The sequence below is a fragment of the Brevibacillus invocatus genome, from assembly GCF_003710915.1.
Taxonomy (GTDB): domain Bacteria; phylum Bacillota; class Bacilli; order Brevibacillales; family Brevibacillaceae; genus Brevibacillus; species Brevibacillus invocatus.
Genome location: NZ_RHHR01000015.1, coordinates 13,680 through 37,985 on the forward strand (window position 1 = coordinate 13,680; position 24,306 = coordinate 37,985).

General features: G+C 47.8%; 22 protein-coding genes and 1 pseudogene. All 23 read left to right on the forward strand.

The features are described from left to right. The first annotated feature begins 52 nt into the window (after positions 1-52). The 23 genes and pseudogenes from purE (at position 53) to EDM52_RS10730 (ending at position 24,299) form a co-directional block, all read left to right on the forward strand. A complete protein-coding gene (gene purE / locus EDM52_RS10620; RefSeq protein ID WP_122908971.1) occupies positions 53-541 on the forward strand; it encodes a 5-(carboxyamino)imidazole ribonucleotide mutase in 489 nt (162 codons plus the stop codon). Further along, complete coding sequence (gene purK / locus EDM52_RS10625) at positions 538-1,701, forward strand: 5-(carboxyamino)imidazole ribonucleotide synthase (RefSeq protein WP_122908972.1); 1,164 nt, start codon at positions 538-540, stop codon at positions 1,699-1,701. The genes purE and purK overlap by 4 nt, the downstream gene beginning before the upstream one ends. Then, positions 1,698-2,999 (forward strand): adenylosuccinate lyase, encoded by a 1,302-nt coding sequence (gene purB / locus EDM52_RS10630; protein ID WP_122908973.1) that lies wholly within the window; start codon positions 1,698-1,700, stop codon positions 2,997-2,999. The genes purK and purB overlap by 4 nt, the downstream gene beginning before the upstream one ends. Positions 3,000-3,225: 226 nt before the next feature. Beyond that, positions 3,226-3,747, forward strand: coding sequence for a sigma-70 family RNA polymerase sigma factor (locus EDM52_RS10635; protein WP_122909255.1), 522 nt, complete (start codon positions 3,226-3,228; stop codon positions 3,745-3,747). Positions 3,748-3,861: 114 nt separating this feature from the next. Then, a complete protein-coding gene (locus EDM52_RS10640; protein ID WP_122908974.1) occupies positions 3,862-4,560 on the forward strand; it encodes a response regulator transcription factor in 699 nt (232 codons plus the stop codon). Further along, entirely contained in the window at positions 4,557-5,561 is a 1,005-nt protein-coding gene (locus EDM52_RS10645; RefSeq protein WP_122908975.1) for a sensor histidine kinase, read from the forward strand. Before EDM52_RS10640 ends, EDM52_RS10645 begins: the two co-directional genes overlap by 4 nt. Before the next feature lie 80 nt (positions 5,562-5,641). Beyond that, positions 5,642-6,412 (forward strand): ABC transporter ATP-binding protein, encoded by a 771-nt coding sequence (locus tag EDM52_RS10650; RefSeq protein WP_122908976.1) that lies wholly within the window; start codon positions 5,642-5,644, stop codon positions 6,410-6,412. Continuing rightward, positions 6,387-8,276: an FtsX-like permease family protein gene (locus EDM52_RS10655; RefSeq protein WP_122908977.1), complete on the forward strand. Its 1,890-nt coding sequence runs from the start codon at positions 6,387-6,389 to the stop codon at positions 8,274-8,276. Before EDM52_RS10650 ends, EDM52_RS10655 begins: the two co-directional genes overlap by 26 nt. 70 nt (positions 8,277-8,346) lie before the next feature. Beyond that, positions 8,347-8,817 (forward strand): nucleoside deaminase, encoded by a 471-nt coding sequence (locus EDM52_RS10660; protein WP_122908978.1) that lies wholly within the window; start codon positions 8,347-8,349, stop codon positions 8,815-8,817. Positions 8,818-9,224: 407 nt separating this feature from the next. After that, positions 9,225-9,701 (forward strand): Lrp/AsnC family transcriptional regulator, encoded by a 477-nt coding sequence (locus EDM52_RS10665; RefSeq protein WP_122908979.1) that lies wholly within the window; start codon positions 9,225-9,227, stop codon positions 9,699-9,701. 126 nt (positions 9,702-9,827) lie between these two features. Then, positions 9,828-11,393, forward strand: a complete 1,566-nt coding sequence (locus EDM52_RS10670) for an ABC transporter substrate-binding protein (protein ID WP_245996778.1) — start codon at positions 9,828-9,830, stop codon at positions 11,391-11,393. Between the two features lie 39 nt (positions 11,394-11,432). After that, positions 11,433-12,389, forward strand: coding sequence for an ABC transporter permease (locus EDM52_RS10675; RefSeq protein ID WP_122908981.1), 957 nt, complete (start codon positions 11,433-11,435; stop codon positions 12,387-12,389). Next, complete coding sequence (locus EDM52_RS10680; protein WP_122908982.1) at positions 12,389-13,219, forward strand: ABC transporter permease; 831 nt, start codon at positions 12,389-12,391, stop codon at positions 13,217-13,219. The genes EDM52_RS10675 and EDM52_RS10680 overlap by 1 nt, the downstream gene beginning before the upstream one ends. An 18-nt stretch (positions 13,220-13,237) precedes the next feature. After that, a complete protein-coding gene (locus EDM52_RS10685) occupies positions 13,238-14,212 on the forward strand; it encodes an ABC transporter ATP-binding protein (protein ID WP_122908983.1) in 975 nt (324 codons plus the stop codon). Further along, positions 14,209-15,192, forward strand: coding sequence for an ABC transporter ATP-binding protein (locus tag EDM52_RS10690; RefSeq protein ID WP_122908984.1), 984 nt, complete (start codon positions 14,209-14,211; stop codon positions 15,190-15,192). Before EDM52_RS10685 ends, EDM52_RS10690 begins: the two co-directional genes overlap by 4 nt. Before the next feature lie 27 nt (positions 15,193-15,219). Beyond that, the gene (locus EDM52_RS10695; protein WP_122908985.1) at positions 15,220-15,801 is read left to right on the forward strand and encodes a chromate transporter; all 582 of its coding nucleotides are present in this window, start codon (positions 15,220-15,222) and stop codon (positions 15,799-15,801) included. Further along, positions 15,798-16,328, forward strand: coding sequence for a chromate transporter (locus EDM52_RS10700; protein WP_122908986.1), 531 nt, complete (start codon positions 15,798-15,800; stop codon positions 16,326-16,328). Before EDM52_RS10695 ends, EDM52_RS10700 begins: the two co-directional genes overlap by 4 nt. A gap of 33 nt (positions 16,329-16,361) precedes the next feature. Beyond that, positions 16,362-17,972, forward strand: a complete 1,611-nt coding sequence (gene ggt / locus EDM52_RS10705; protein ID WP_122908987.1) for a gamma-glutamyltransferase — start codon at positions 16,362-16,364, stop codon at positions 17,970-17,972. Positions 17,973-18,362: 390 nt separating this feature from the next. Next, positions 18,363-19,511, forward strand: a pseudogene (locus tag EDM52_RS10710) (IS3 family transposase). Between the two features lie 290 nt (positions 19,512-19,801). Further along, on the forward strand, positions 19,802-20,062 hold the full coding sequence (locus EDM52_RS25650; RefSeq protein WP_122908988.1) for a protein NO VEIN domain-containing protein: 261 nt from the start codon (positions 19,802-19,804) through the stop codon (positions 20,060-20,062). A 227-nt stretch (positions 20,063-20,289) separates the two neighbouring features. Further along, a complete protein-coding gene (locus EDM52_RS10720) occupies positions 20,290-22,083 on the forward strand; it encodes an HsdM family class I SAM-dependent methyltransferase (RefSeq protein WP_122908989.1) in 1,794 nt (597 codons plus the stop codon). Position 22,084: 1 nt separating this feature from the next. Continuing rightward, entirely contained in the window at positions 22,085-23,188 is a 1,104-nt protein-coding gene (locus EDM52_RS10725; protein ID WP_122908990.1) for a BsuBI/PstI family type II restriction endonuclease, read from the forward strand. A gap of 133 nt (positions 23,189-23,321) precedes the next feature. Then, positions 23,322-24,299 (forward strand): AAA family ATPase, encoded by a 978-nt coding sequence (locus tag EDM52_RS10730; RefSeq protein ID WP_122908991.1) that lies wholly within the window; start codon positions 23,322-23,324, stop codon positions 24,297-24,299. Positions 24,300-24,306 lie beyond the last annotated feature (7 nt).

Consider the following 24,306-nt stretch of genomic DNA (forward strand, 5'->3'; position numbering starts at 1 on the left):
GTTAGTCGGTTGGGCTTTCTATTGAATCCTATACGAGGGGGCGAAAGGTGTCATGACCAAACCATTGGCTGGCGTCATCATGGGTAGTACTTCAGACTGGGAAACAATGAAGGAAGCATGTGCCATTCTGGATGAGTTGCAGGTGCCATATGAAAAGAAGGTGGTATCCGCTCACCGGACTCCGGACTTGATGTTTGAGTACGCGCAGACTGCCAAAAGTCGCGGGCTGGAAGTCATCATCGCAGGTGCAGGAGGAGCGGCTCACCTGCCAGGAATGGTTGCGGCGAAGACAGAGCTGCCTGTCATCGGCGTACCGGTCAAGTCATCCAATTTGAATGGACTGGATTCGCTTCTCTCGATTGTGCAGATGCCCGGTGGAGTTCCGGTAGCGACCGTGGCCATTGGCAAAGCGGGAGCGATCAATGCAGGTTTATTGGCTGCTCAAATCCTGGGGATCAAATATCCCGAGATTCAGGAGCGTTTTATGGAAAGACGGGATGCTACACGTCAAAAAGTGCTGGAGGATAGTGATCTGGGATGACACATGCCAAAGACAAGCTGATCAAGCCGGGCGCTACGATTGGAATATTGGGCGGAGGGCAGCTGGGACGGATGATTGCCCTTGCTGGACGAGCCATGGGGTATCGTTTCATTACGATGGATCCGACAGAGGATGCACCATGTGGCCAGACAGCAGACCGGCAAATCGTCGCGCGTTACGACGATGTGGAAGCCGCCATGCAGCTGGCTGCAGTCAGTGATGTGATTTCTTACGAGTTTGAAAATGTGGATGCACAGGTAGCGGAAGTGCTGGAGAGCCAGGCTTACGTGCCACAGGGCAGTCGCCTCTTGCGCATTACGCAAAATCGGATTCGCGAAAAGACTGCGATTCAGGAGATGGGGATTCCGGTTGCTCCTTTTCGGGTAGTAGCCAGCCTGGCAGACCTGAAGGAAGCAGTTCGCGAGCTGGGGCTGCCTGCCGTGATGAAGACGGCAACGGGCGGCTACGACGGTAAAGGACAGTGGGTATTGAAGCGTGAAGAAGAGCTGGAGGAAGCGTTTGAGACTCTTGCAAAGGCGGGAACAGAGCTGATCGTTGAGCAGTTTGTACCGTTTGAGCTGGAGCTGTCTGTGATCGCCGCGCGCAATCCGGACGGAGAGCTCGCAGTGTTCCCTACAGCAGAGAATATTCACCAGGACAACATTCTTCATCTGACCATTGTTCCCGCGCGTGTTTCCGAGGAAGTCAGGGAGCGGGCCGAAAAAATCGCCCGAACGATCGTGGACAAGCTGGATGTGGTAGGTCTGCTTGCTATCGAAATGTTTCTTACCGCAGATGGACAGCTGTTCGTGAACGAGCTGGCCCCACGCCCGCACAATTCCGGTCATTATACGATGGAAGCCTGTGTGACCTCACAGTTTGAACAACACGTACGGGCTGTCTGCAACCTTCCTTTGGGATCGACAGAGTTGCTCTCACCTGTCGTGATGGTTAATATACTGGGTGAGCATCTGCAGCCTGTTCTGGATCGTGTGGACGAGCTGCCGCGTTCGGCCAAGCTTCACTTGTACGGCAAGGCAGAAAGCAAGGAAAAACGGAAAATGGGCCACCTCAATGTACTGGCCCCTTCCGTAGATGAAGCACTCCACTTGATCGATAAGCTGGAAATCTGGAGTACAAAAACGGAGGTACAATCATGATTGATCGTTATTCGCGACCAGAAATGCGCGCTATTTGGACAGAAGAAAACAAGTTTAAGGCATGGCTGGAAGTAGAAATTCTCGCATGTGAAGCATGGTCCAAGCTGGGTGTCATCCCCGAAGAAGACGTGAAAAAGCTGTGGGAAAACGCGAGCTTTGATATTGAGCGCATTTATGAGATTGAGCAGGAGACTCGTCATGACGTCGTTGCCTTTACGCGCGCTGTATCCGAAACTCCCGCGCTGGGCGAGGAGAAAAAATGGGTGCACTACGGGTTGACCTCCACAGATGTCGTCGATACAGCACTCTCCTATCTGCTGCGCCAGGCCAACGAGATTTTGGAAAAAGATATTGAGGATTTCATTGCCATTCTCGCGGACAAAGCGCGTGAGCATAAAGATACCGTGTGCATGGGCAGAACGCATGGCGTCCATGCGGAGCCGACTACCTTTGGTTTGAAGCTGGCTCTCTGGCATGAAGAGATGAAGCGCAATCTGGCCCGTTTCCGCGCTGCCAAGCAGGAAGTAGCTTACGGCAAAATCTCGGGGGCAGTAGGAACCTACGCCAATATCGATCCTTTCGTTGAAAAATATGTATGCGAAAAGCTGGGCTTGTCCGCAGCTCCGATCTCCACGCAAACCCTGCAGCGTGACCGTCATGCTGAATACATGGCGACACTGGCTCTGATTGCGACCTCGCTGGAGAAGTTCGCGACTGAAATCCGCGGTTTGCAAAAGAGTGAGATGCGTGAAGTGGAGGAGGCATTTGCCAAGGGGCAAAAAGGTTCTTCCGCTATGCCACACAAACGCAACCCAATCGGCAGTGAGAACATTTGCGGTCTGTCTCGAGTCATTCGCGGACATATGCTGTCTGCTTATGAAAATGTTCCGCTCTGGCATGAGCGCGATATCTCCCATTCTTCCGTGGAGCGTGTCATTCTGCCGGATGCGACGATGCTGCTGAACTACATGCTACGCCGCTTTGGAAACATCGTGAAAAACCTGACCGTTTTCCCTGAAAACATGAAGCGCAACATGGACCGTACTTTTGGTTTGATCTACTCGCAGCAGGTCATGCTGAAGCTGATCGAAAAAGGCATGAGCCGCGAGAAGGCGTATGATACCGTACAGCCTCGCGCCATGCAAGCGTGGGAAGAACAACGCTCCTTCCGCGCGATTGTGGAAGAGGATGCGACGGTTACCGCTACCTTGACTAAGGAAGAGCTGGATTCCTGCTTCGACTACCGCTACCACCTCAAGCACGTAGACACGATTTTTGAACGTCTCGGCTTGCTGTAAGCAGCGCATCGATTACAACAACAGCCTGGCAAACTCATGCCGGGCTTTTTGCTGTCTCTTGAACGCGCTTGTTGCTTCGCTCAGCCTTGATTACGCCACGATAAAGGTTTTCTTACAAAAGTGTAAGGTTCCTGAAAGTTAACTCGATGGTACCCATTTCCGCTCTCTTTTAGAATGAAGTCAAGAATGAGGAAATGGGAGATCGATGATGAATACCATGAATGCTATGAACACCGTAAGAATGTATCCGCAACTGGATCATCAGCAAATATACGAAGAGTACTCTGATAAAATACATCGCTATTTTCGTTACCGGGTGAAAAATGTTTGGGACGTGGAAGACCTGACGACCACTGTTTTCATCAAGGTTTACTCCAAACTGGAGCAGTATGATCGACGCCATCCGTTTGGTGCCTGGATCTTCCGGATTGCTCACAATACGCTGATTGACTACATGCGCAAAAAGCGGGAGTGTCCGGTGGATCAGGATATGTTCTGCTCGATCAAAGCTACAGATGAGCAAGAGCTTCCGGAGGAGAGCCTTCTGACACAAGAGACGACAGAAGGGCTGTGGAAGCAGGTACATACGTTGACAGTGGATCAACGGAATGTGATTTCACTGCGCTACTTGGCTGACCTGCGCATGAACGAGATCGCTCAGATTCTCGGCAAGACAGAAGCCTCGGTGAAGATCCTGCATTTTCGCGGCATTCGAAAGCTGCAACAGATGATGACTGTCCAAAACTAGGGATGGAGGAGCTCCATCCTTTTTTGCCTTGCCCCCTCTCAAGCATTGGCGTAGACGAAATTTCTAAGTATAGTTAAGGGATGAGGAAACGCGAGATGAGAGGAGCACGCTTTCATGTCAACGATCATGATCGTAGAAGACGATCCGAAAATTAACCAACTACTGCAAAATCAGCTGGAGAAGTACGGCTATCATATTGTGAACATCGAGCAGTTTGATCGTGTCATGGACATTTTTTCCGAAGCAAGGCCCGATTTGGTCTTGCTCGATGTCAATTTGCCAAAGTTCGACGGTTTTTACTGGTGCAGGCAAATGAGGCAGGTGTCCAACTGTCCGATTCTCTTTATCTCGGCGAGAGAGAGCAAGATGGACCAGGTCATGGCGCTGGAGAACGGAGCAGATGACTACATTACCAAGCCATTTGATTATGATGTTGTGCTGGCGAAGATTCGCAGCCAGCTGCGTCGCGCCTATGGCTTGTACGCTCCGCAGGAAGGGGAGCGGACGGTGGAGGTTGCAGGGCTCAGGCTCTACCTGGAGCGGATGGAGCTGTCCATGCATGAGCACAAGATTGAATTGAGCAAAAAGGAAGCGTTGCTGTTGGAAGCGCTGATGAACCAGTTTCCGCGAGTCGTGAGCCGGGAGCGCTTGTTGGAAAAGCTATGGGATGAGCAGTTTGTGGATGAAAATACATTGAACGTGTACATTACGCGCGTGCGCGCCAAATTGAAGGACCTGGGACTGGACGGTGCTGTGGAGACGGTACGCGGTTCCGGCTATCGATTGAAGGCCACCTGGGAGGATCTGCAATGAAGCTGTTCCTCAGGGATCAATGGGCTTTTGCCGCTTTTTTCGTGGTTCAGCTGATCTTGCTGCTGTTGATCTTTGCGCTGGACGGGTACTGGAATTCCTCGCTGATGATCTACGCAATCTTCCTCTCCCTTTTCTTTTCAGGTGGATTCTTGCTTAGCCGTTACCTGACACACCGGACGATCTATCAGCGGCTGAGCAATCCGGTCCAATCTCTGGAGGAGCTGACGCAGTCACATGGCAATGCTCCTTTGTGCCGAGCAATGGACGAGAATTGCCTGGAGCAGTATCGGCTGTACAAGGAAGAGCTGCACGCGTATGAAAACAAGCAGCGGGACCATATTACGTTTATCCAGCAGTGGGTGCATCAGATGAAGACGCCACTTTCGGTCATTCATCTGCTCCTGCAGGATGACGACGATCCGAAGTCGGAGAGTGTGCGAGAGGAAGTAGACCGTCTGAAGCGAGGGCTGGAGACCATCTTGTACCTGGCGCGACTGGATCGATTCGAGCAGGATTTCCTGATCGAGCCGGTGAATCTGCGGACGCTCGTGCAGGAAGCGGTGGCGGAAAACAAGCGGCTGTTTATTCGCAATCAGGTGTATCCTGAGTTGCAGATCGACGAGCATTGGTCAGCCGAGTCGGATGATAAGTGGCTCTCTTTTGTCCTGAATCAGCTGCTGATCAATGCTGTGCGATATTCCGCAGGGAAGAGCAACAAAGTGACGATACGGGCTTATGAACGCGGCTCGCAGGTTGTGCTGGAGGTTCAGGATTACGGGATTGGTATACCTCGCGAAGATATTCGACGCGTGTTTCAACCGTATTTTACAGGGGAAAATGGGCGTAAATATGCGGAGTCTACCGGCATGGGGCTCTATTTGGTCAAGGAAATCTGCGGAAAGCTCAATCACGCAGTGGAGCTGGAGTCCATGGTGGACGCGGGAACGACGGTACGTGTGGTCTTGTCTGCTGTTGTACCAACCAACCTTACAAGATCGTAAGCTAGCTGAAAGTTAATTCGATAGTTGTCAGCTAGCTGCCTCTTTATAGTAGAGGGAGGGTCATGAAGGAGGCAAGGTTTATGGATATGCTGCAAGTGAAAAGCTTGAGCAAAATATATGGTGGTAAAGTGACATACCGCGCATTGACTGATATAGATTTTACGATCACCAAAGGAGAGTTCGTCGGGATCATGGGCCCATCAGGCAGTGGAAAGACGACTCTTTTAAACATGATATCGACTATTGATTCTCCCACGTCTGGAGAAGTGCTGCTCAATGGCACCAATCCGCATCTGCTGAAAAAGTCAAAGCTGGCTTTGTTTCGGCGCCGAGAGCTCGGCTTTGTCTTTCAGGACTTCAATCTGCTGGATACGTTGACGCTGGGGGAGAATATCGTCTTGCCGTTGACGCTGGACGGGGAAAACGTGCATGTCATGGAGGAAAAGCTGCACGCTGTGGCGATCAAGCTGGGAATTCAGGACATTCTGGAAAAGTTTACGTATGAAGTATCAGGGGGCCAAAGGCAACGTGCAGCAATCGCCCGAGCGATTATTCACTCACCGTCCCTGCTGTTGGCAGATGAGCCGACGGGCAACCTCGATTCCAAATCCTCACGAAAAGTAATGGAGACACTGGAGGCACTCAACAAGCAGGATCAGGTGACGACCATGATGGTGACCCACGATGCTTTGGCTGCCAGCTACTGTCACCGCGTCATTTTTATCAAGGACGGTCAGTTCCATAACGAGATGTATCGCGGGGAAAACAGGCAGGCTTTTTTCCAGAAGATTATTGACGCGCTGTCTTTCTTGGGAGGGAACACCTATGACCTTTCGACAATTCGCGTTTAACAATGTCTCAAGGAACAAAAGAACCTACGCAGCGTTTTTCCTGAGCAGCGTCTTTTCGGTGATGATCTTTTTCGTCTATGCCATGTTTATTTTCCATCCGGGCATTGCAGATGAGGCGATACACGAATCTGTAGCTACCGGGATGATGGTGGCTGAATACGTGATCTTCCTGTTCGCTTTTTTCTTTCTCTTTTATTGTGTAGGCGCTTTTTTAAAGAAGAGGGAGAAAGAGTTCGGGATCTTGTTCATGCACGGGATGACCCCGTTGCAGCGCAATTTGCTGATTTTCATGGAAAATATGTTGATTGGCGTGGTTTCGATTCTGTTTGGCATCGTCTTGGGGATGGTATTGGCCAAGCTGTTTTTCCAGTTCGCCGGATTTCTCCTCGACGTGCAGGCGCTGCCCTTTTATTGGGCTTGGAAAGCGATTGGACTGACAGCAGTTGCCTTTCTGGTCCTGTTTGCTGCAATCTCGGTATTTACTGTTCTGTTCTTGCGCAAACGCAGCTTGCTGGAATTGCTGCAGGGCAGTCAGCGTCCCAAGAAGGAGCCTAAGGCATCTGTCTCGCTTTCGGTGCTGGCTGCTATGCTTTTGGGGCTGAGCTACCTGCTCGCGCTCACGGCAGAAGGGATTTATGTGCCGGTGCTGCTCATGCCGGTTACGGCGATGACCATCGGTGGAACGTATCTGTTGTTTACACAACTGAGTGTATTCGCGATCGGGATGATGAAAAAGAAGCGCTTCTTCTACTGGAAGCGCACCAATCTCTTGACTCTGTCGGATATGGCGTATCGGATGAAAGACAATGCACGCATGTTCTTTCTCGTATCGATCGTCTCGACCATCGCGTTTTGTGCGATTGGCACGCTGGCTGCTCTGGCAGGCTCGATTCAGGAAACCGTAGTGCGTACGAATCCTTTTGCTTTCGAATACCAATCCAAGCGTGACAATGCTGAGGAGCAAAAGCATCTGTCCATGCTGGAAAACAGGCTGGAGCAAGCGGGCTACACCTACGAGAAGCATATGTTGAAGATGCGGGTGCTGCCGAACGAGGTGGAAGGCGAGCAGGTCGGCGTAGTGAAGCTGGCGCAGTACAATCAGTTTGCGTTGGCAGCCAATGCCGACAGCATCACCGTGGGGGACCAGGAAGCCTTTTTGTTTGTCCGTTGGTTTGGCGATTCTATTGAAAGCTCGACCCTGCATGTAGGAGATAGCATCCTGAGAGTAAAATCCAATGCATCGGTGATTCCTTTGGCCAGTGGTCTAGGCTTTGAACGTCTGGCTGTCGTGCCGGATGCGGTATACGATCAACTGGAGGAGCTGGAGGAAGAGTCCCTCTACGGCTACAACGTCCCCAAATGGAAAGAGACCAAAGAGATCAGCTTGAATCTGGAAGAGAAAATCGGCAGGTGGGACGAGGAAGGAAAGTACTACTTCTCGACCCGCGCGCCCGTCTACTATTCCATGAAGCAAATGGCGAACACCGCTTTGTTTATCGGATTGTTCGTCGGTGTGCTGTTCTTTGTGGCCGCAGCCAGCTTTCTCTACTTCCGTTTGTACACCGATCTGGAGAATGACAAACGGCAGTATGGGGCTATATCCAAGATCGGGATGACGGAGAGCGAGCTGACCCGCATTGTCACCATTCAGATCGCGCTTTTGTTCTTTGTTCCCATCCTGGTGGCAATCGCGCATAGTATTGTCGCGTTCGTTTCGTTGCAAAGCTTTTTGAAGCTCATGCTCATCACATCGGTAGTCAAACCGACAGCTATCGTGTTGCTCAGCTTTGTCGTCGTACAGGCGATTTACTTCTGGATCATCCGCAACCGCTATCTGTTCCATTTGAAGCGTTCCGTATTTTAGCGTTTGTTCTTTTGCATAGATGGAGAATCATAGAATAGAACAGGACTCGATCTGGCAGGAGGAAGATAGGATGCATCAGAATCAATGGATGGACCAAGCTATTTCACTGGCTTTGGAAAATGTTTTGAACAGTCATGGAGGGCCATTCGGGGCTGTCATTATCCGGGATGGACAGGTTGTCGGGACAGGTCGCAATGAGGTTACGACAAACAACGATCCTACTGCACATGCTGAGGTACAGGCGATCCGGGATGCATGTCGCAATCTGAATACCTTCCAATTGACCGATTGCGAGCTTTACACGAGCTGCGAGCCCTGCCCGATGTGCCTTGGAGCTATCTATTGGGCGCGTTTGCACAAGGTTTACTTCTCCGGGACCAAAGAAGAAGCGGCCCAAGCCGGTTTTGACGACCATTTTATCTATGAACAAATTGAGCAGCCTTTCGAGAGTCGCTCCATTCCCTTTGAACGGGTACAGCCGGAAAAAGGCAAAGAACCGTTCCGGGCCTGGACATCCTCGCAAAGTCGGATTCATTATTAAACCACATGAAAAGGGGCTTCCCTTGCAGCGCAACAGGCTGCTTGAGGAAGCCTTTGCTGTTTTAGGTAAACCATGGCTGTGTAGACGAGATTTGCTTGTGCGCAAATGTTATCACAAGCGATGAGTTGGGAGATTGTTCTCAACTCATTTTTTATTCCATTCACAATGAATAAGTGGGCAATAATGACTCAATTTCCAACAAAACATATACTTTCGTGAAATATTATTAACGAAAATTAAAATTGAAAACGCTTTCAACAGCAAATTTTCAGAAAAAGTGTTGATAATTGTCGATATTCGTATTATAGTTACTTCTACAATAACGCAATTCGACGAAAAAATGTTTTTTGACGACTAACTTATGCTATTTCTGGTAAACTACAAGTCGAAATATGGTAGGTGTATGGATGGAAGAAAAATTTCGGAGATCTCTTTACCCTGAATTGGACGACATCGATTATGGCATTGTACGAGCTTTGCAGGAAAACGCGCGATTGCCTTTTACTACGATCGCGAAGGAACTGGGTGTGACCGAGAAGACCATTCGGATGCGCGTCCAACAGATGCAGGATGATGGTGTCCTCAGTCTGGTAGGCATCGTCAATCCCGTAAAAGCAGGTTTGAACGTAGAATCGTTCATTCAAATTGCTGTCGAAGCGGACAAGCTCGACGATGTGGTCGAAGTGTTAAATGGAATTGTAGAAGTCAGACTGATTGTGTTAACGACAGGTGATTATCAGCTTTTCATTCAAATACTCGTGAGAAACTACGAAGAATTAGCACAATTCCTCATGAAAAAGTTGAATAAAGTCCCTGGTGTCACGCGAGTTAACGTGATCAACGAATTAAAGATACTGAAATCCAAGTTTAAGTTTGTTCGCTAATGGGGATAGACATTGGAAGGGGGAATGCCATTTACGCGGATAGTGGGCTTGGGGGAGCATTTATCACCAAACTGTCAGAATAATATATAAAGAGAGAGAAGGGGAAATCTTATGTTTTCAAAGAAAATGAACAAAACATTGATAAGCGCCGTCTTGGGCACCATGCTTTTGGTAACCGGATGCGGCGGCGGTAGCGGTAGCAGTGCACCAGCACCTAGCGACAGCAACAACGCTGGCACAGCAGCTCCAGCACCATCCAATGAAAAGAAAGTTCTGAATATCGGACTGAAGGCAGATCCGCCATCGATGGATCCGACAATCTCCACTTCGTTGTACGATCGCCAAGTATACGCGAGCCTGTATGACAAACTGTTCGAAATTGCTCCAGACGGAAAAATCGTACCGATGCTCGTGGATACCTATGAAGTATCAGCAGACGGTAAGACTTATACATTCAAGTTGAAAAAAGGTGTCAAGTTCCATGACGGTACAGATTTTAACGCCGAAGCGGTTAAGTTCAACTTCGAGCGCAACCTGACAACCGAAAAATCCAAGCGCAAGGGCGATCTGAAATACGTAGAAGCGGTCAACGTGGTAGACAATGACACGGTGACTGTACAATTGAAAGAGCCATTCGCGCCATTCCTGTCCGTTCTTACTGACCGCGCAGGGATGATGGTATCTCCTACAGCAGCGAAAGAAAAAGGAGACGACTTCCTCAACGCGCCAGTAGGTACAGGCCCATTCGTATTCGTAAAACAGGTGAAAGGCGACAGCGTAAGCCTGAAAAAGAACGAAAACTACTGGAACGGCGAAGTGAAGCTGGACGAAGTAAACTACAAAGTATTTACAAACGGTACAGCAAAAGTACAAAACCTGCGCTCCGGCATGCTGGACATCATCGACGAGACGCCAACCAAGGAAATCCCGGCTGTCGAGGGAGATGCCAACCTGCAATTGATCGCAGAATCGGGCATGGGCTACCAAGGCTTGCACTTTAACAATACCCAAGCGCCATTCGACAACAAATACCTGCGTGCCGCTGTGGATCGCGCTATTGACCGCGAAGCATTGGTTAAAGTGCTGTTCAATAACTACGCAGCACCAGCTCGCACTGCATTTGCAAAAGGAAGCCTGGCTTACAACGAGGAATTGAACAAACCGGTTGCGCCAAACGCAGATGAAATCAAGGACTTGCTGGCTAAAGGTGGTAAGCCGGACGGTTTTGAATTCAAGTTGTTGATCACCACAGCGCCTGAGAATGAACAACTGGGTGCAGTCATTCAAAACATGTTGAAACAACACGGCATCAATGCTGTACTGGAAAAAGTTGAGTATGGTCAATTGCTGGAAGCGGGAAGCAAAGGTGACTTCCAAGCGATGCAGCTCGGTTGGTCTGGCCGTCAAGACCCGGATGGTAACTTCCACGATTTTGTAGTAACTGGCAACACAAACAACTACGGCCGCATCAGCGTACCACAACTGGATGAACTGGTTCTGAAAGCACGTGGTGAGCAAGATGAAGCGAAACGTAAAGCTCTCTATGACGAAGCGACTAAAGTGGCCCAAGACGAAGCGGTTTACGCATACATGTACCACCAATACGTGCTCATCGGCATGAACAAGAAAGTAACTGGCTTCACCTATGTACCAGACGGTCTGATCCGTACAGCTACACTGGACAAGCAATAAGGTTACAAGATTAATCAACTAGAGTGAGGGGGAATTGTCATGATGTTCGTAGTTAGACGCCTTATGCTGACAATCCCGATTCTCCTCCTGGTGTCGATTATGACGTTTTCCTTGATTCATATGATCCCGGGCGACCCTGCCCGGGTCATTTTAGGACAAGAAGCGACACCGGAAGCGTATCAGGCACTGCGTACAGAGTTAGGACTGGACAAGCCGATCGTAGAGCAGTATTTTTCCTGGTTGGGAAAAGTAGTGCAGGGAGATTTGGGAATGTCGATTACGGACAGAGTTCCGGTCTCCGAGTTGATCTTGCAGCGATTACCTGCGACTGTAGAATTGACGATCGGGACGTTTATCGTAGCGATCCTCATTGCCTTTCCAGCGGGAATTCTGGCTGCAGTTCGACGCGGAACTTGGGTTGATTATACGAGTACATTTGCCGCACTGGGCGGTATGAGTATCCCCAGCTTCTGGCTGGCGATGATGATGATTATTTTCTTTGCGGTTGAGAATCAATGGCTGCCTTCCTCAGGTTATGTGCCATTTTCCGAAAATCCGGCGCAAAACCTGATGGCGATGATCTTGCCATGTGTCGCTACCGGGCTTCGTGAATCTGCGGTATTGATGCGGATGTTGCGTTCGTCCTTGCTGGATGTCGTAAATATGGACTTCATTCGTACAGCTAAAGCGAAAGGCTTGAACGAAGCACGCACGATTTTGGGACATGCTCTGCGGAATGCGATGGTACCGGTCATCACGACCTCTGGTTTGATGATTGCAGGACTTTTAGGCGGTCTGGTCATCACGGAATCCATTTTCTCCATTCCAGGATTCGGACGTCTGATTGTGGAGTCGGTATTCAAACGCGACTACGTAACGGTACAAGGTGCAATTCTGGTTTCCGCCATTCTGGTCGTTCTCGTCAACCTGGTTGTTGACATCCTGTATGCGGTCATCGACCCACGTATCAAATCCGGGAAAGGAGCGGGCGAATAATGAGAACTTTTAACAAATTCCTCCGCAACGGATTGGGTCTTATCGGGGCAATCATTATCTTGGCCCTGATCATTGTGGCTATTTTTGCACCGTATATTGCTCCATTTGACCCCAATGAGCAAGATTACAACAAGATTTTAATGGAACCGAATGCGGAGCATTGGTTTGGAACAGACGATCTAGGTCGAGACATCTTTTCCCGCGTCGTATACGGTGCGCGTATTTCGATCCAGGCAGCCCTTATTTCTGTAGGGATTGCCATGCTGATCGGTGTGCCCATTGGACTCTTGTCTGGTTATTATCGCGGTTTCTGGGACGAGTGGATCGTCATGCGCTCAGTGGATGCGATGCAGGCGTTTCCGTTTTTGATTCTGGCTTTGGCTATTTCCGCTGTACTTGGTTCAGGCTTCGGGAATGCCATGCTGGCGATCGGTATCGGATTTTCGCCGGCCTTTGTACGTATTACCCGTGGTCAGGTGTTATCCTTGCGAAACATGGAGTACATCCATGCGGCTCGTTCGGTCGGGGTCAAGGACGCCCGAATCATTTTCCGTCACATCCTGCCGAATGCGATGAACCCGATCATGATTCAGGCGACCTTGGCAATGGCATCTGGTATTATTGCAGAAGCGTCTCTCTCCTATCTGGGATTGGGCGTACAGCCGCCGACGCCATCTTGGGGAAGTATGCTGAACCATGCACAAAGCCTGATGTCCGTCGCGCCTTATGCAACGTTTTATCCCGGTATTGCAATCTTTTTGGTCGTGCTAGGATTTAACTTGTTGGGAGATGGACTACAACAGGTATTGGACCCTCGGGCACGTAAATAGAATAAAGGAGTGGAGCAGATGACGACGATCTTGGAAGTTGAACAACTGAGAACCCGGTTTCGCACGGACAACGGTGTCGTCAGTGTCGTTGACGGCGTCGACTTCTCCATCCGTGCCGGCGAGACGCTGGGCGTTGTGGGTGAATCGGGCTGTGGAAAAAGCGTAACCAGCCTATCCATCATGCGCCTATTACCTCCAAACGGAAATTCCGGAGGTACGATCCGTTTCAATGGCAAGAACGTGTTGGAGCTGTCGGAGAAAGAAATGCAATCCGTGCGTGGAAACGAAATCGCGATGATTTTTCAAGAGCCCATGACATCGCTGAATCCACTGCATACGGTGGGCAAACAAATTGAAGAAGCAGTCATCCTGCATACAGGAGCAAGCCAACAACAGGCCAAAGAGCGGGCTATTGCCATGTTAAAGGCAGTAGGTATGCCGCGCGCCGAAGAAATTTATGGCGAATTCCCTCACCAGCTGTCAGGTGGTATGCGCCAGCGTGTCATGATTGCCATGGCCATGTCTTGTGATCCCAAGCTGATTATCGCTGACGAGCCGACTACGGCGCTGGACGTAACCATTCAGGCACAGATTCTGGATCTGATGCGCGACTTGAAGGAAAAGACCGGCACTTCGATCATGTTGATTACGCACGACCTGGGTGTCGTCGCGGAAATGTGTGATCGGGTAATTGTCATGTACGCTGGTCAGGTTGTGGAAGAAACGGATGTAGAGACGCTTTTTGAGAATCCCAAGCATCCGTACACCATCGGATTGATGAATTCCATCCCCGATCTGGAGGATGAACGAGAGTATCTGGAGACCATTCCTGGCTCTGTGCCATTGGCTCATCAGATGCCGAAGGGCTGCCGTTTTGCTCCTCGCTGCTCCAAGGTGATGCCAGTATGTGAAGAAAAAGCACCTGAGCTATTGCAGCTGGAAGGGCATAAATGCCGTTGCTGGTTGTATGCGGAGGAGGGAGAACAGGCATGACGACACCTCTATTGGAAGTAAAAGGACTACAGCAGCATTTCCCGATCAAGGGCGGGTTCTTGAAAAAGACGACCGGCTATGTAAAAGCGGTAGACGGAATTGATCTGCAGGTGTATCCTGGTGAAACCTTGGGTATTGTAGGCGAGTCCGGCTGCGGAAAATCGACGACAGGTCGCAGCATTCTGCGTTTGCTGGAGCCAACAGCAGGTGAGGTTTGGTTCGATGGCAAGGACTTGGCGAAGCTGCCGAAGGAAGAAATGCGCCGGATGCGCAAGGATCTGCAAATGATTTTCCAGGATCCATACGCGTCACTGAATCCACGAATGACGATCAAGCAGATTCTGATGGAATCCTTGATGGTCCACAACATTGGTACGACAGAAGAACGGTTAAAAACCATTGAAGAAATTATCGAGATTGTGGGACTGCGCAAAGAGCATCTGAATCGCCATCCACATGATTTTTCGGGAGGCCAACGCCAGCGTATCGGAATTGCCCGAGCGTTGGTCGTAAAGCCAAAGCTGATTATTGCTGACGAGCCGGTTTCTGCTTTGGACGTGTCGATTCAATCACAAGTGCTCAATCTGTTGAAGGATCTGAGAAAAGAATTTAATCTGACATTGATGTTCATTTCCCATGATCTGTCCGTAGTCAAACATCTTTGTGATCGGATCGCAGTTATGTACCTGGGCAGGGTAGTCGAAATTGCTGACAAGCGCACTTTGTTTGAAAACCCGAGCCATCCGTATACACGGGCATTGCTGTCTGCCGTACCGGTGGCCAAACCACGACAAAAGCGGGAACGGATTTTACTGACGGGCGATTTGCCAAGCCCCGCAAATCCACCTAGTGGCTGTACTTTCCACCCGCGTTGTCCATACGCAACGGAAATTTGTAAGTCGAAGGTGCCTAGTCTGGCTGACATTGGTGCTGGCCAGTTGGTTTCCTGCCATCTGGTTCAATCAGGGGAACTGCAATAGCAGGTAGGGTCAGGATGGAGGTACGATATGATTTACTGGCAGTTGTTTCTAGCCTTTTTTCGGATTGGGATTTTTGGTTTTGGAGGGGGGCCTACCATGGTTCCCCTGTTTCATACGGAGTGTGTAAAAAAGTATAAATGGGTTACGGAAGATGATTTTGCTGATAATCTGGCGCTTGGCAACGCGTTGCCAGGTCCGATCGCGACCAAGCTTGCAGCTTACATCGGTTACCGGGTAAAAGGCTGGAAGGGCGCATTGGTTGCAAACATTGCAGTGGTTCTGCCGGTCGTCGTTCTGATGATCGCGCTGCTCGGTGTGATTTATCAATATAAAGACGCTCCAGGTGTATACGGCATGATTCAGGCGATTGGTCCGGTGATTGCTGTCATGACTGGGGTTATGACCTGGGAGTTCCTGCAAAAGGGCTGGCAGGGCGCGTCCAGTAAAACAGGCATCAGCATCGCGCTGGCCTTGTCCATCGTGGCGCTGGTTCTTTTGGATCTGCATCCCGGAATCGTCGTAGGAATCGCGCTTCTCATATCTTTTGCCTACACCACATGGTCCGTCCGGAAACGGAAGAAAAAGGACAGTGAGGAGGGGGCAGCATGATCTATCTTCAATTGTTCTGGGCCTTTTTTATTTCCAATATTCTGGGGTACGGCGGCGGTCCTGCAAGTATTCCGTTGATTCAGAATGAAGTGGTCAATCAGTATGGATGGATGACGGTTCAGGAGTTTGGTGAAGTACTTGCTGTTGGGAATGCCTTGCCAAGCCCGATCGCTACCAAGCTGGCTGGCTATATCGGTTATGAGGTAGCCGGTGTGCCGGGAGCTTTGGTTGCCTTGTTTGCGACAGTGGCGCCCACTGCCATCGCGATGATTTTACTGCTCCAATTTATCCATATGTTCCGCAAGTCACCCCAGGTAAAAGCAATGACACAATCGGTACGTCCTATCATAACGGTCTTATTGGGAACCATGACGTATCAGTTTCTGATGGGAGCTGTCGAAGGGATTGGCTGGATGCAGACAGGGATTCTGACTGTTGCTTCCTATCTGCTTTTGGAGACGTGGAAAATGCATCCTGCCTATGTGATACTGATTTCGATGGCCTACGGGTTCTTCTTTATTGGTTAGCTCTTACGGTAGAAAAAAGGAGGTTAATAACATATGACACAGTTTGACGCACATGAATACCCGTATGCATCGCGTAGAACGACGACTTTTGCCAATAATGGCATGGTTGCCACTTCTCAACCCCTGGCAGCCCAAGCAGGTCTGGACATCCTGAAAAAGGGTGGAAATGCGATCGATGCAGCGATTGCTACAGCTGCTTGCTTAACTGTTGTGGAACCTACCTCCAACGGTATTGGCGGAGACGCCTTTGCCCTGGTATGGGTCAAGGATGAGCTGTTTGGCTTGAACGCCAGCGGTCCGGCTCCGCAAAGCATTTCCATTGATGCCGTCAAAGCCAAAGGTCACGAAGAAATGCCGACATACGGCTGGACTCCGGTAACCGTACCGGGCGCTCCTGCTGCGTGGGCTGCTTTGTCCAAGCGCTTTGGCCGTCTTCCTTTGACAGAAGTTCTGCAGCCTGCCATCGATTACGCGGAGAAAGGCTTTCCACTCTCCCCGACTCTCGCGCACTACTGGAAAGTGGGCTACAACAAGTTTAAAAAGCTTTGCACAGGTCCTGAATTCGCGCATTGGTTCACGACATTTGCTCCAGACGGACGCGTGCCACAGGCAGGAGACATCTGGAAATCTCCAGCTCATGCCCAAACCCTGCGTCTGATCGCCGAGACGAATGCAGAGAGCTTCTATCGTGGTGAGCTTGCTGACAAAATCGATGCTTTCTCCCGCGAGTGCGGCGGTTTCCTGACCAAGGAAGACTTGGCAGCGTACCAACCAGAGTGGGTCAAACCAATCAGCGTCAACTATCGCGGCTATGACGTATGGGAAATCCCGCCGAACGGGCAGGGAATGGTAGCCCTGATGGCATTGAATATCATGAAGGGCTTCGAGGTAGGGGCAAAAGATACAACCGATACGTACCACAAGCAGATCGAGTCGATGAAGCTGGCCTTTACAGACGGCATGCACTACATCACCGAGCCAAAAGACATGAGCGTGACTGTGGAAGAGCTGCTTTCCGAGGAGTATGCAGCAGCAAGACGGGCGTTGATCGGTGACGAGGCACTGACTCCAGAACCAGGTCAACCGCGCAGCAGTGGTACAGTCTATCTGTGTACTGCTGATGGTGAAGGCAACATGGTCTCCTTCATTCAAAGCAACTACATGGGCTTTGGCTCCGGTGTGGTCATTCCGGATACCGGGATTGGCATGCAAAACCGAGGCCATAATTTCTCGCTCGATCCGAAGCACGACAATCGACTGGAACCAGGCAAACGTACGTATCACACCATCATTCCTGGCTTCCTGACGAAGGATGGAAAAGCGGTAGGACCGTTCGGAGTTATGGGCGGCTTCATGCAGCCACAAGGGCATATGCAGGTTGTGATGAACACGGTAGACTTCCATTTGAACCCGCAAGCTTCCCTCGACGCGCCGCGCTGGCAGTGGCTGGAAGGCAAGACCGTGGAGCTAGAGCGCCATTTCCCTGAGCATCTGGCTCTGGCGTTGGAGCGCAAAGGCCACACAATCAAATGGGCGCAGCCAGGCAACTACTTTGGCCGTGGACAGATCATCTGGCGCAATGAGCAAGGCGTGCTGATCGGCGGAACGGATATGCGGACTGATGGTTGTATTGCGGCCTGGTAATACAAGTGAACGCATCATGAAAAGGGTGTCCTCCGAGTGGATAATGGCTCGGGAGACACCCTTGTTTTATGGATATTATCGGAATTCACGGATATTAAATTTGACACAGCCGATAGCCAGATTCTCCATGAAAAAGCTGCACGCTAGACAGGATCGTATAGCAGCAGGCTTGCATGGATCGTTGATATGTATCGTTGAGATGAACTGCAAAGCAGCAGTCAAGGACCTTTTTTCAGGTTCGTGGCTGCTGTTTTTCTAATTTGAGTCTGGTGTATAACGTACTGAAAGGAGTCATGTGATGGGGGGATTGTCTTCAAAATGATTCAGGGGATAAAGACATCTTATAAAGCTACATATAATCTAGACAGCAAAAAGGAGTTTCTTAGTTGTATGACGACCGGCAGAAGAAAGTTCAGCCCTGAAGAGAAGGCACGCAATGTACTGGAAATTTTGAAGGAAGAAAATACGGTGTCACAGATCGCAACGGAGGAGGGAATTCATACGAATGTCCTCATCCGGTGGAAATCAGAAGCCGTTCAAAACCTCTCCCAATTGTTTGTCGATGAAAGTAAAGGCATCACGAAAATGAAACAGGAATACGAGCAGCAAATTGACGAACTCTACGGCGAGGTTGGCAGATTAACCACCCAATTGTCTTGGCTTAAAAAAATCTGGCCTCTAACCTGTCTCGTGACGAACGAGTAGACTTATTGGAATGGGACTGCCCAGAGCACTCCATCTTCGTACAAGCGGATCTCTTGAGCCTGAACCGCTCCAGCCTGTATTACAAGCCGGTACCTCCATCTCCGGAGGAAATACGCCTCAAACACCGGATTGATGAGCTCTATACAAGGCATCCGTTCATGGGCTATCGAACGATTGCTTCGATCATGAATCGGGAGAACGACTTGATTCATGAGAATACGGTAAGGCGCTATATGCGTGAAATGGGCATCATGGCGATCTACCCCGGTCCGAATCTGAGTAAACGTGATCTTCAAAACATCGGATCTATCCGTATCTCCTGCGTAAACTGGCGATCACAGATTCAGAGCAGGTCTGGAGTGTTGACATCGCCTATATTCGGCTGAAGCAGGGCTGGATGTACTTTATACGCTATTATAGACTGGTATTCACGTTATATCGTAGACTGGCAGCTCGATCAGAGCCTGGAGATTGGTTTTGTACTTGAGACGATGAAACGGGCACTGGCAAGGCGAAAGCCGGGCATAGTGAACAGTGATCAAGGGAGCCATTTCACGAGCACAATACATTGTTTTATTGAAGGAAAACGATGTTCGCATCATTATGGATGGCAAAGGTCGCGCAGCCGATAATATCGCCATCGAACGGTTTTGGCGCAGTTTGAAGTACAACGAGATTTATCTAAACGACTACAACAGCCCGCTTGAGGCTCGGAACGGCATCCGTAACTATATTCATCTTCATAACCACTATCTGCTGCACCAATCTTTGCAGAAGCACACGCCAGCTGCTGTGTATAACCGTAAAGTCATACTTAAATCCACATCTGAATAACGGAGGAGGAACCTTTCCTCCCGCGCCTTCGCTTGAGCTTTGTCCTCCATCTGTGGACAACAAGACACTGGGGATAATTAACTGTTTTTCCATCTAAGCAAAAGAATACGTTCTATTGTACCAGAGTGTTATTAAACCATTGTGAATCATTTCACACATTAACTATATTAAAATAACTGTCTTGATATCTTGTAGCACCATACTATTCTTTAGTCGATGAAGATACTCTAACGGGCATTAGTTCAGATGCATTCAAGAAAAAACGTGAAAAATGGGAAGCAATCGGACTCATGGGCGAAGAATTCGTATTTGAAAATGCACGGCTGCGGTTAATACAAGACGGACGTGAGGATTTAGCTGAAGTAGTTCGACATGTAAGTTTGTACGACTGCGGAGCGGGATACGATATATTGTCATATGAGCTTGATGGAAGACCACGGTATATTGAATGTAAAACGACTGTCGGCAGTTCGATGAAATTTGAGATTACCTCAAATGAGTGGAATAAGGCAAAGAAGTACAGGGAGCAATATAACTGTACCGGATTATAAATATTGATCAGCAAGACCATCGTGATATTGTTGTTATTCAAGACCCATTTGGTAAGTTTGAAGATGGGAAGCTTGTGTTGACGCCGAATGCATTCACTGTTTCAACAATTAAGGACTGGTGAACAACGGTAAGGTAATGTTATCCTGACGACTAAAAGAGCAGGAAAATTAGCAAAAGGAGTCGAATATTGACAGGTTATATAACTACTTAAAAAGATGGTGATTTGATGCCGTTAAAAAAAGAAATTTCACATGAGATAATTAAACCATCTTGGGATAACTATAAATTACAAGCACTCAACAATAAAAGAAAACATGTTGAAACTAATACAGAGTATGAGATGTTGTTTTCTTCATCATTTTGTTTTCTGATATTAAAGTCATTATGGAAAATCGTTGATTCAAAGAAGAGGTTTGAGCTTAGAAGCTGTAAGTACAAAAGATTGCAGTTAAATTTAGAGACTAACAAACTAGCAAAAGAAATTGCGGATTATTTGTCTACTCTCTCAATTATAGAGTGCAGTTATTACATCGGAGTATTATACACGTATTTGCTACCTCAAAAATATAAAGCTGAATATGGTATTTATTATACACCGCCAGTCATAGCGGAAAGGCTTCTTGATCTTTTGGGTTCGGAGGGAGTTAACTGGTCAAAAGACAGCATACTAGACCCTGCTTGCGGTGGTGGAGCATTTTTAGTACCCGTGGCAAATCGAATCTTGGGTGACCATAGAATTAAATGCATACCAGCAGAAGAAAGGATTAAGCATCTAGAAAATAATCTCTCGGGTATCGAGATAGACGAGTTTGCTGGTTGGATGACACAAGTGATGCTGGATGTAGTAACATATCAAGACGCTTGTTTGATTGGTCGTAAGATGAAGAATATAGTACGGCATGATGATACAATCGAATTCGCATTGAAGCAAGACAAGAGCTACCAGCTCATTGTAGGAAACCCGCCATATGGTCGAATTACTCTCAATGAGGAACTTAGAGAAGCATATGCTAGATCTCTTTACGGTCATGCCAATATGTACGGATTATTCATTGACGCTGCCTTAAGAATGAAATCATCAGATGGTTTTATTGGATTTGTAACCCCGACTTCGTTTATGGGGGGGCAGTATTTCTCTAATCTAAGAAGCTTGCTGATGAAAGAAGCCCCTCCCTTAGATATTGACTTTATTACAGAACGTTCTGGTGTATTTGATGAGGTCTTGCAAGAAACATGTTTAACTGTTTTTGGCCCGAATGACTCTAAAGAAACAAGCATTCATAATATCAAAACAGACATTGTGGGGTACAGAGTCAACAGAGTAGGAACATTTCAATTAAATGAAGGAACGAGTCCTTGGTTTCTTCCGAGGGATAGTTCTGAGACCAAGCTAATTAAGAAACTCAATAAAATGAAAACAACGATTAAAGACTATGGATATAAAGTATCCACCGGGCCGCTAGTCTGGAACCGACATAAGGAACAATTAGAAAATAGTCCGAGAGATGGATCATATCCGATAATTTGGTCACATGCGATAGTAAATGGTAACTTTACTTTTGATTATAAAACAAAGAAACCGAGATTCATTAATATACTGGATGGGCAAGATTTTCTTGTTTGCAAACAACCCGTAGTCTTGTTACAGCGAACGACGTCGAAGGAACAACAAAGACGGTTAATATCAACTGTGCTTCCACAAGAGTTTTTGTCTGAATGGAACGGAGCAGTCATCGAAAATCATGTGAATATGATTCATTCGGTTGATAAGCAGAAACTCTCGCCAGAAGCATTATCGTTAATTCTAAATACTACTGTTGTAGATCGCATATTCAGGTGCATTTCTGGTAGTGTTGCTGTCTCAGCGTCAGAGCTCCATGCTTTGCCGTTGCCACCGTTAAAAAAAGTCTTGGGTATCGAGGATTTAGTGCAACAGTACAAGTCAAACCAAATTAGTGAAGAAGATTTAAGCCTTAGCGTAGAGCAAATTATGTTGAAGGCTTACAATCTTGGAGGGTGAAATGAGTTACGGTTGGCTATCAACTGAAGTGCCGAGTGTTGATGAGATTTCAAGAAGGTTAAACATGATTTTTACCAAAGAGCTTGACCCTAACGGATATATACTGAGGGATATCGGGGCGAGAACTATATTTGTGATGCTATATTCATTCAGCGTACAGGGTCGGAATTGGATTAGACCTGCAATTATTACCTGCATGACAGACCAGCAAGCCCAAGTAAAAGAGGAAAAGGCAAGGTACTTGTGGCTTGAAAATAACCTAAACAGAAAAAATAAAGAAAAAGATATTCCGGGTAGATGGTATAAGGAAAATACTCGTGAATCAATCCGTGATGAGACGATTCGGACACTTGTACATCTCGGAGCTATTGTTGAAAAAAGCGGTCTAGCAACTACATCCCCAGCACCAAGATATACCCTACAGACTGACTTTGCTGAACTTTTTAATCCTCAGTTGGTTGACGAAGAACTCAATCAGGCTATTACCAACTGGCAGGAGTCGAATCTATCTGCAATTGCAAGGGCGAGGATCGCTATTTCGAAAAACATGGCAACGTCGAATGACGATGGTGTATTAGTCCAGTTACCGAACGGCGAAGTAAGAAAGCTATCTACTGGGCCGAGTTCCGACATTGCAAAAGCTGTTGTAGAAAAAATGTCAAAGCGGTTTCTCAAAGAACCTGCTGTTTTATTAATTAGTGAATCAGCTAAAAAGATTGTTGTAAATGATGAGAGAATTTGTTCTGCTATCGGTTTTCATATTGATGTAACCAAAGTGCTACCAGATATTATCATGGTTGATCTAGGCAGAAGAGAGCCGTTAATCGTCTTTGTCGAATGTGTTGCCACTGATGGGCCAATTTCGGATAGAAGGAAGTTAGAGCTCATCTCTATTGCGGAGGAAGCAGGCTATAGAGGAAAGGATTATACTTTTGTCACAGCATTTAAAGATAGAACGGATCAAGTAAGCCGAAAACTTACACCGTCGATTGCTTGGGATACATTTGTCTGGTATGCGACCGAGCCGAATTCCATCATTCATATGTTTGAAGGAAACGAACAAATGATTATTTCGCTTGGCGATATGCTTGATAGTAGTCACTAATAAATCGACACCACTCAGATCTACGGGAATAAGATAATATGTAGAGTTTCTGTATGTAAAGCCATTTATAAATTGTATAAATGAAGTTTATTTTTCTTATACTGAATGCAAGTTGAAGAAAGGATGTGAAGAGATGGCACGTGCCGATTTGCTTTTGAAGCTAGTTATGGCAGGAAATAACGGGGATTCAAAGCTTTTTCATCGAACTGTAGAAGCTCTAATTGCTGAAGAAAGAAGTAAACAGCACCATGTGTTGGCAGATCGACTAGCTGAAGTCTTGCGGTCGGCAACCCCATCTAAGGAAGCACCTTCACTAATGAATGATGGCATAAGAAATTTTTTTTATGAAATAGTGCCTAATAGAAGCCTTGGTGATTTAATCATACCTGAAACGGTGCTTGAAGCTTGCATAGAACTTATTGAAGAGCAGCATCGAAGCGAATTGCTTCATTCATACAATTTGGAGCCTAGGAATCGAATTTTATTAACAGGGCCGCCGGGGAATGGTAAAACTACGCTAGCTGAATCAATAGCAACGGCATTAATGGTTCCAATGTATACAGTTAGATACGAAGGAATAATTGGTAGTTACTTGGGTGAAACCGCTTCGAGATTGAGGAGAATGTTTGACTATGTTCGTACTCAAAGATGTGTACTTTTTTTCGATGAGTTTGATGCAATAGGAAAAGAAAGAGGAGATCAGCATGAAACCGGTGAGATCAAACGAGTTGTGAGCTCCTTGCTTTTACAAATTGATGAATTACCTAGTCATGTTATCGTCATTACTGCAACGAATCATCCTGAGCTACTAGATAGAGCAGTATGGCGTCGATTTCAGCTTAGGCTTTCATTATCGAAGCCGGAACGAGTTCAAATTGAAGAATGGTTCAAGAGATTCCAAAAGAAGGTTGGACTTCCATTAGGATATGCTCCAAAAACATTAAGTGAAAAACTAATTGGCCTAAGTTTTGCTGAAATTGAGGAATTTGGTTTGGACATACAAAGACGCTACGTTTTAAATATGCCTGCTTCCGATTTGAAGACAATCATCCGAGACCGACTGAAACAATGGGAGGCAAAATATAAATTAAAGTCGGATGAATCGGAGTGATAAATAG

Bases quoted from the DNA above. Each gene is read 5' to 3' on its own strand.
- purB (WP_122908973.1), top strand. From the start codon at position 1,698: ATGATTGATCGTTATTCGCGACCAGAAATGCGCGCTATTTGGACAGAA.
- EDM52_RS10700 (WP_122908986.1), top strand. From the start codon at position 15,798: ATGATCTATCTTCAATTGTTCTGGGCCTTTTTTATTTCCAATATTCTG.
- EDM52_RS10665 (WP_122908979.1), top strand. From the start codon at position 9,225: ATGGAAGAAAAATTTCGGAGATCTCTTTACCCTGAATTGGACGACATC.
- EDM52_RS10725 (WP_122908990.1), top strand. From the start codon at position 22,085: ATGAGTTACGGTTGGCTATCAACTGAAGTGCCGAGTGTTGATGAGATT.
- EDM52_RS10650 (WP_122908976.1), top strand. From the start codon at position 5,642: ATGGATATGCTGCAAGTGAAAAGCTTGAGCAAAATATATGGTGGTAAA.
- EDM52_RS10640 (WP_122908974.1), top strand. From the start codon at position 3,862: ATGTCAACGATCATGATCGTAGAAGACGATCCGAAAATTAACCAACTA.
- EDM52_RS10670 (WP_245996778.1), top strand. From the start codon at position 9,828: ATGAACAAAACATTGATAAGCGCCGTCTTGGGCACCATGCTTTTGGTA.
- purE (WP_122908971.1), top strand. From the start codon at position 53: ATGACCAAACCATTGGCTGGCGTCATCATGGGTAGTACTTCAGACTGG.
- EDM52_RS10720 (WP_122908989.1), top strand. From the start codon at position 20,290: ATGCCGTTAAAAAAAGAAATTTCACATGAGATAATTAAACCATCTTGG.
- EDM52_RS10690 (WP_122908984.1), top strand. From the start codon at position 14,209: ATGACGACACCTCTATTGGAAGTAAAAGGACTACAGCAGCATTTCCCG.
- EDM52_RS10675 (WP_122908981.1), top strand. From the start codon at position 11,433: ATGATGTTCGTAGTTAGACGCCTTATGCTGACAATCCCGATTCTCCTC.
- EDM52_RS10635 (WP_122909255.1), top strand. From the start codon at position 3,226: ATGAACACCGTAAGAATGTATCCGCAACTGGATCATCAGCAAATATAC.
- ggt (WP_122908987.1), top strand. From the start codon at position 16,362: ATGACACAGTTTGACGCACATGAATACCCGTATGCATCGCGTAGAACG.
- EDM52_RS10680 (WP_122908982.1), top strand. From the start codon at position 12,389: ATGAGAACTTTTAACAAATTCCTCCGCAACGGATTGGGTCTTATCGGG.
- purK (WP_122908972.1), top strand. From the start codon at position 538: ATGACACATGCCAAAGACAAGCTGATCAAGCCGGGCGCTACGATTGGA.
- EDM52_RS10685 (WP_122908983.1), top strand. From the start codon at position 13,238: ATGACGACGATCTTGGAAGTTGAACAACTGAGAACCCGGTTTCGCACG.
- EDM52_RS10730 (WP_122908991.1), top strand. From the start codon at position 23,322: ATGGCACGTGCCGATTTGCTTTTGAAGCTAGTTATGGCAGGAAATAAC.
- EDM52_RS10655 (WP_122908977.1), top strand. From the start codon at position 6,387: ATGACCTTTCGACAATTCGCGTTTAACAATGTCTCAAGGAACAAAAGA.
- EDM52_RS25650 (WP_122908988.1), top strand. From the start codon at position 19,802: ATGGGCGAAGAATTCGTATTTGAAAATGCACGGCTGCGGTTAATACAA.
- EDM52_RS10645 (WP_122908975.1), top strand. From the start codon at position 4,557: ATGAAGCTGTTCCTCAGGGATCAATGGGCTTTTGCCGCTTTTTTCGTG.
- EDM52_RS10660 (WP_122908978.1), top strand. From the start codon at position 8,347: ATGCATCAGAATCAATGGATGGACCAAGCTATTTCACTGGCTTTGGAA.
- EDM52_RS10695 (WP_122908985.1), top strand. From the start codon at position 15,220: ATGATTTACTGGCAGTTGTTTCTAGCCTTTTTTCGGATTGGGATTTTT.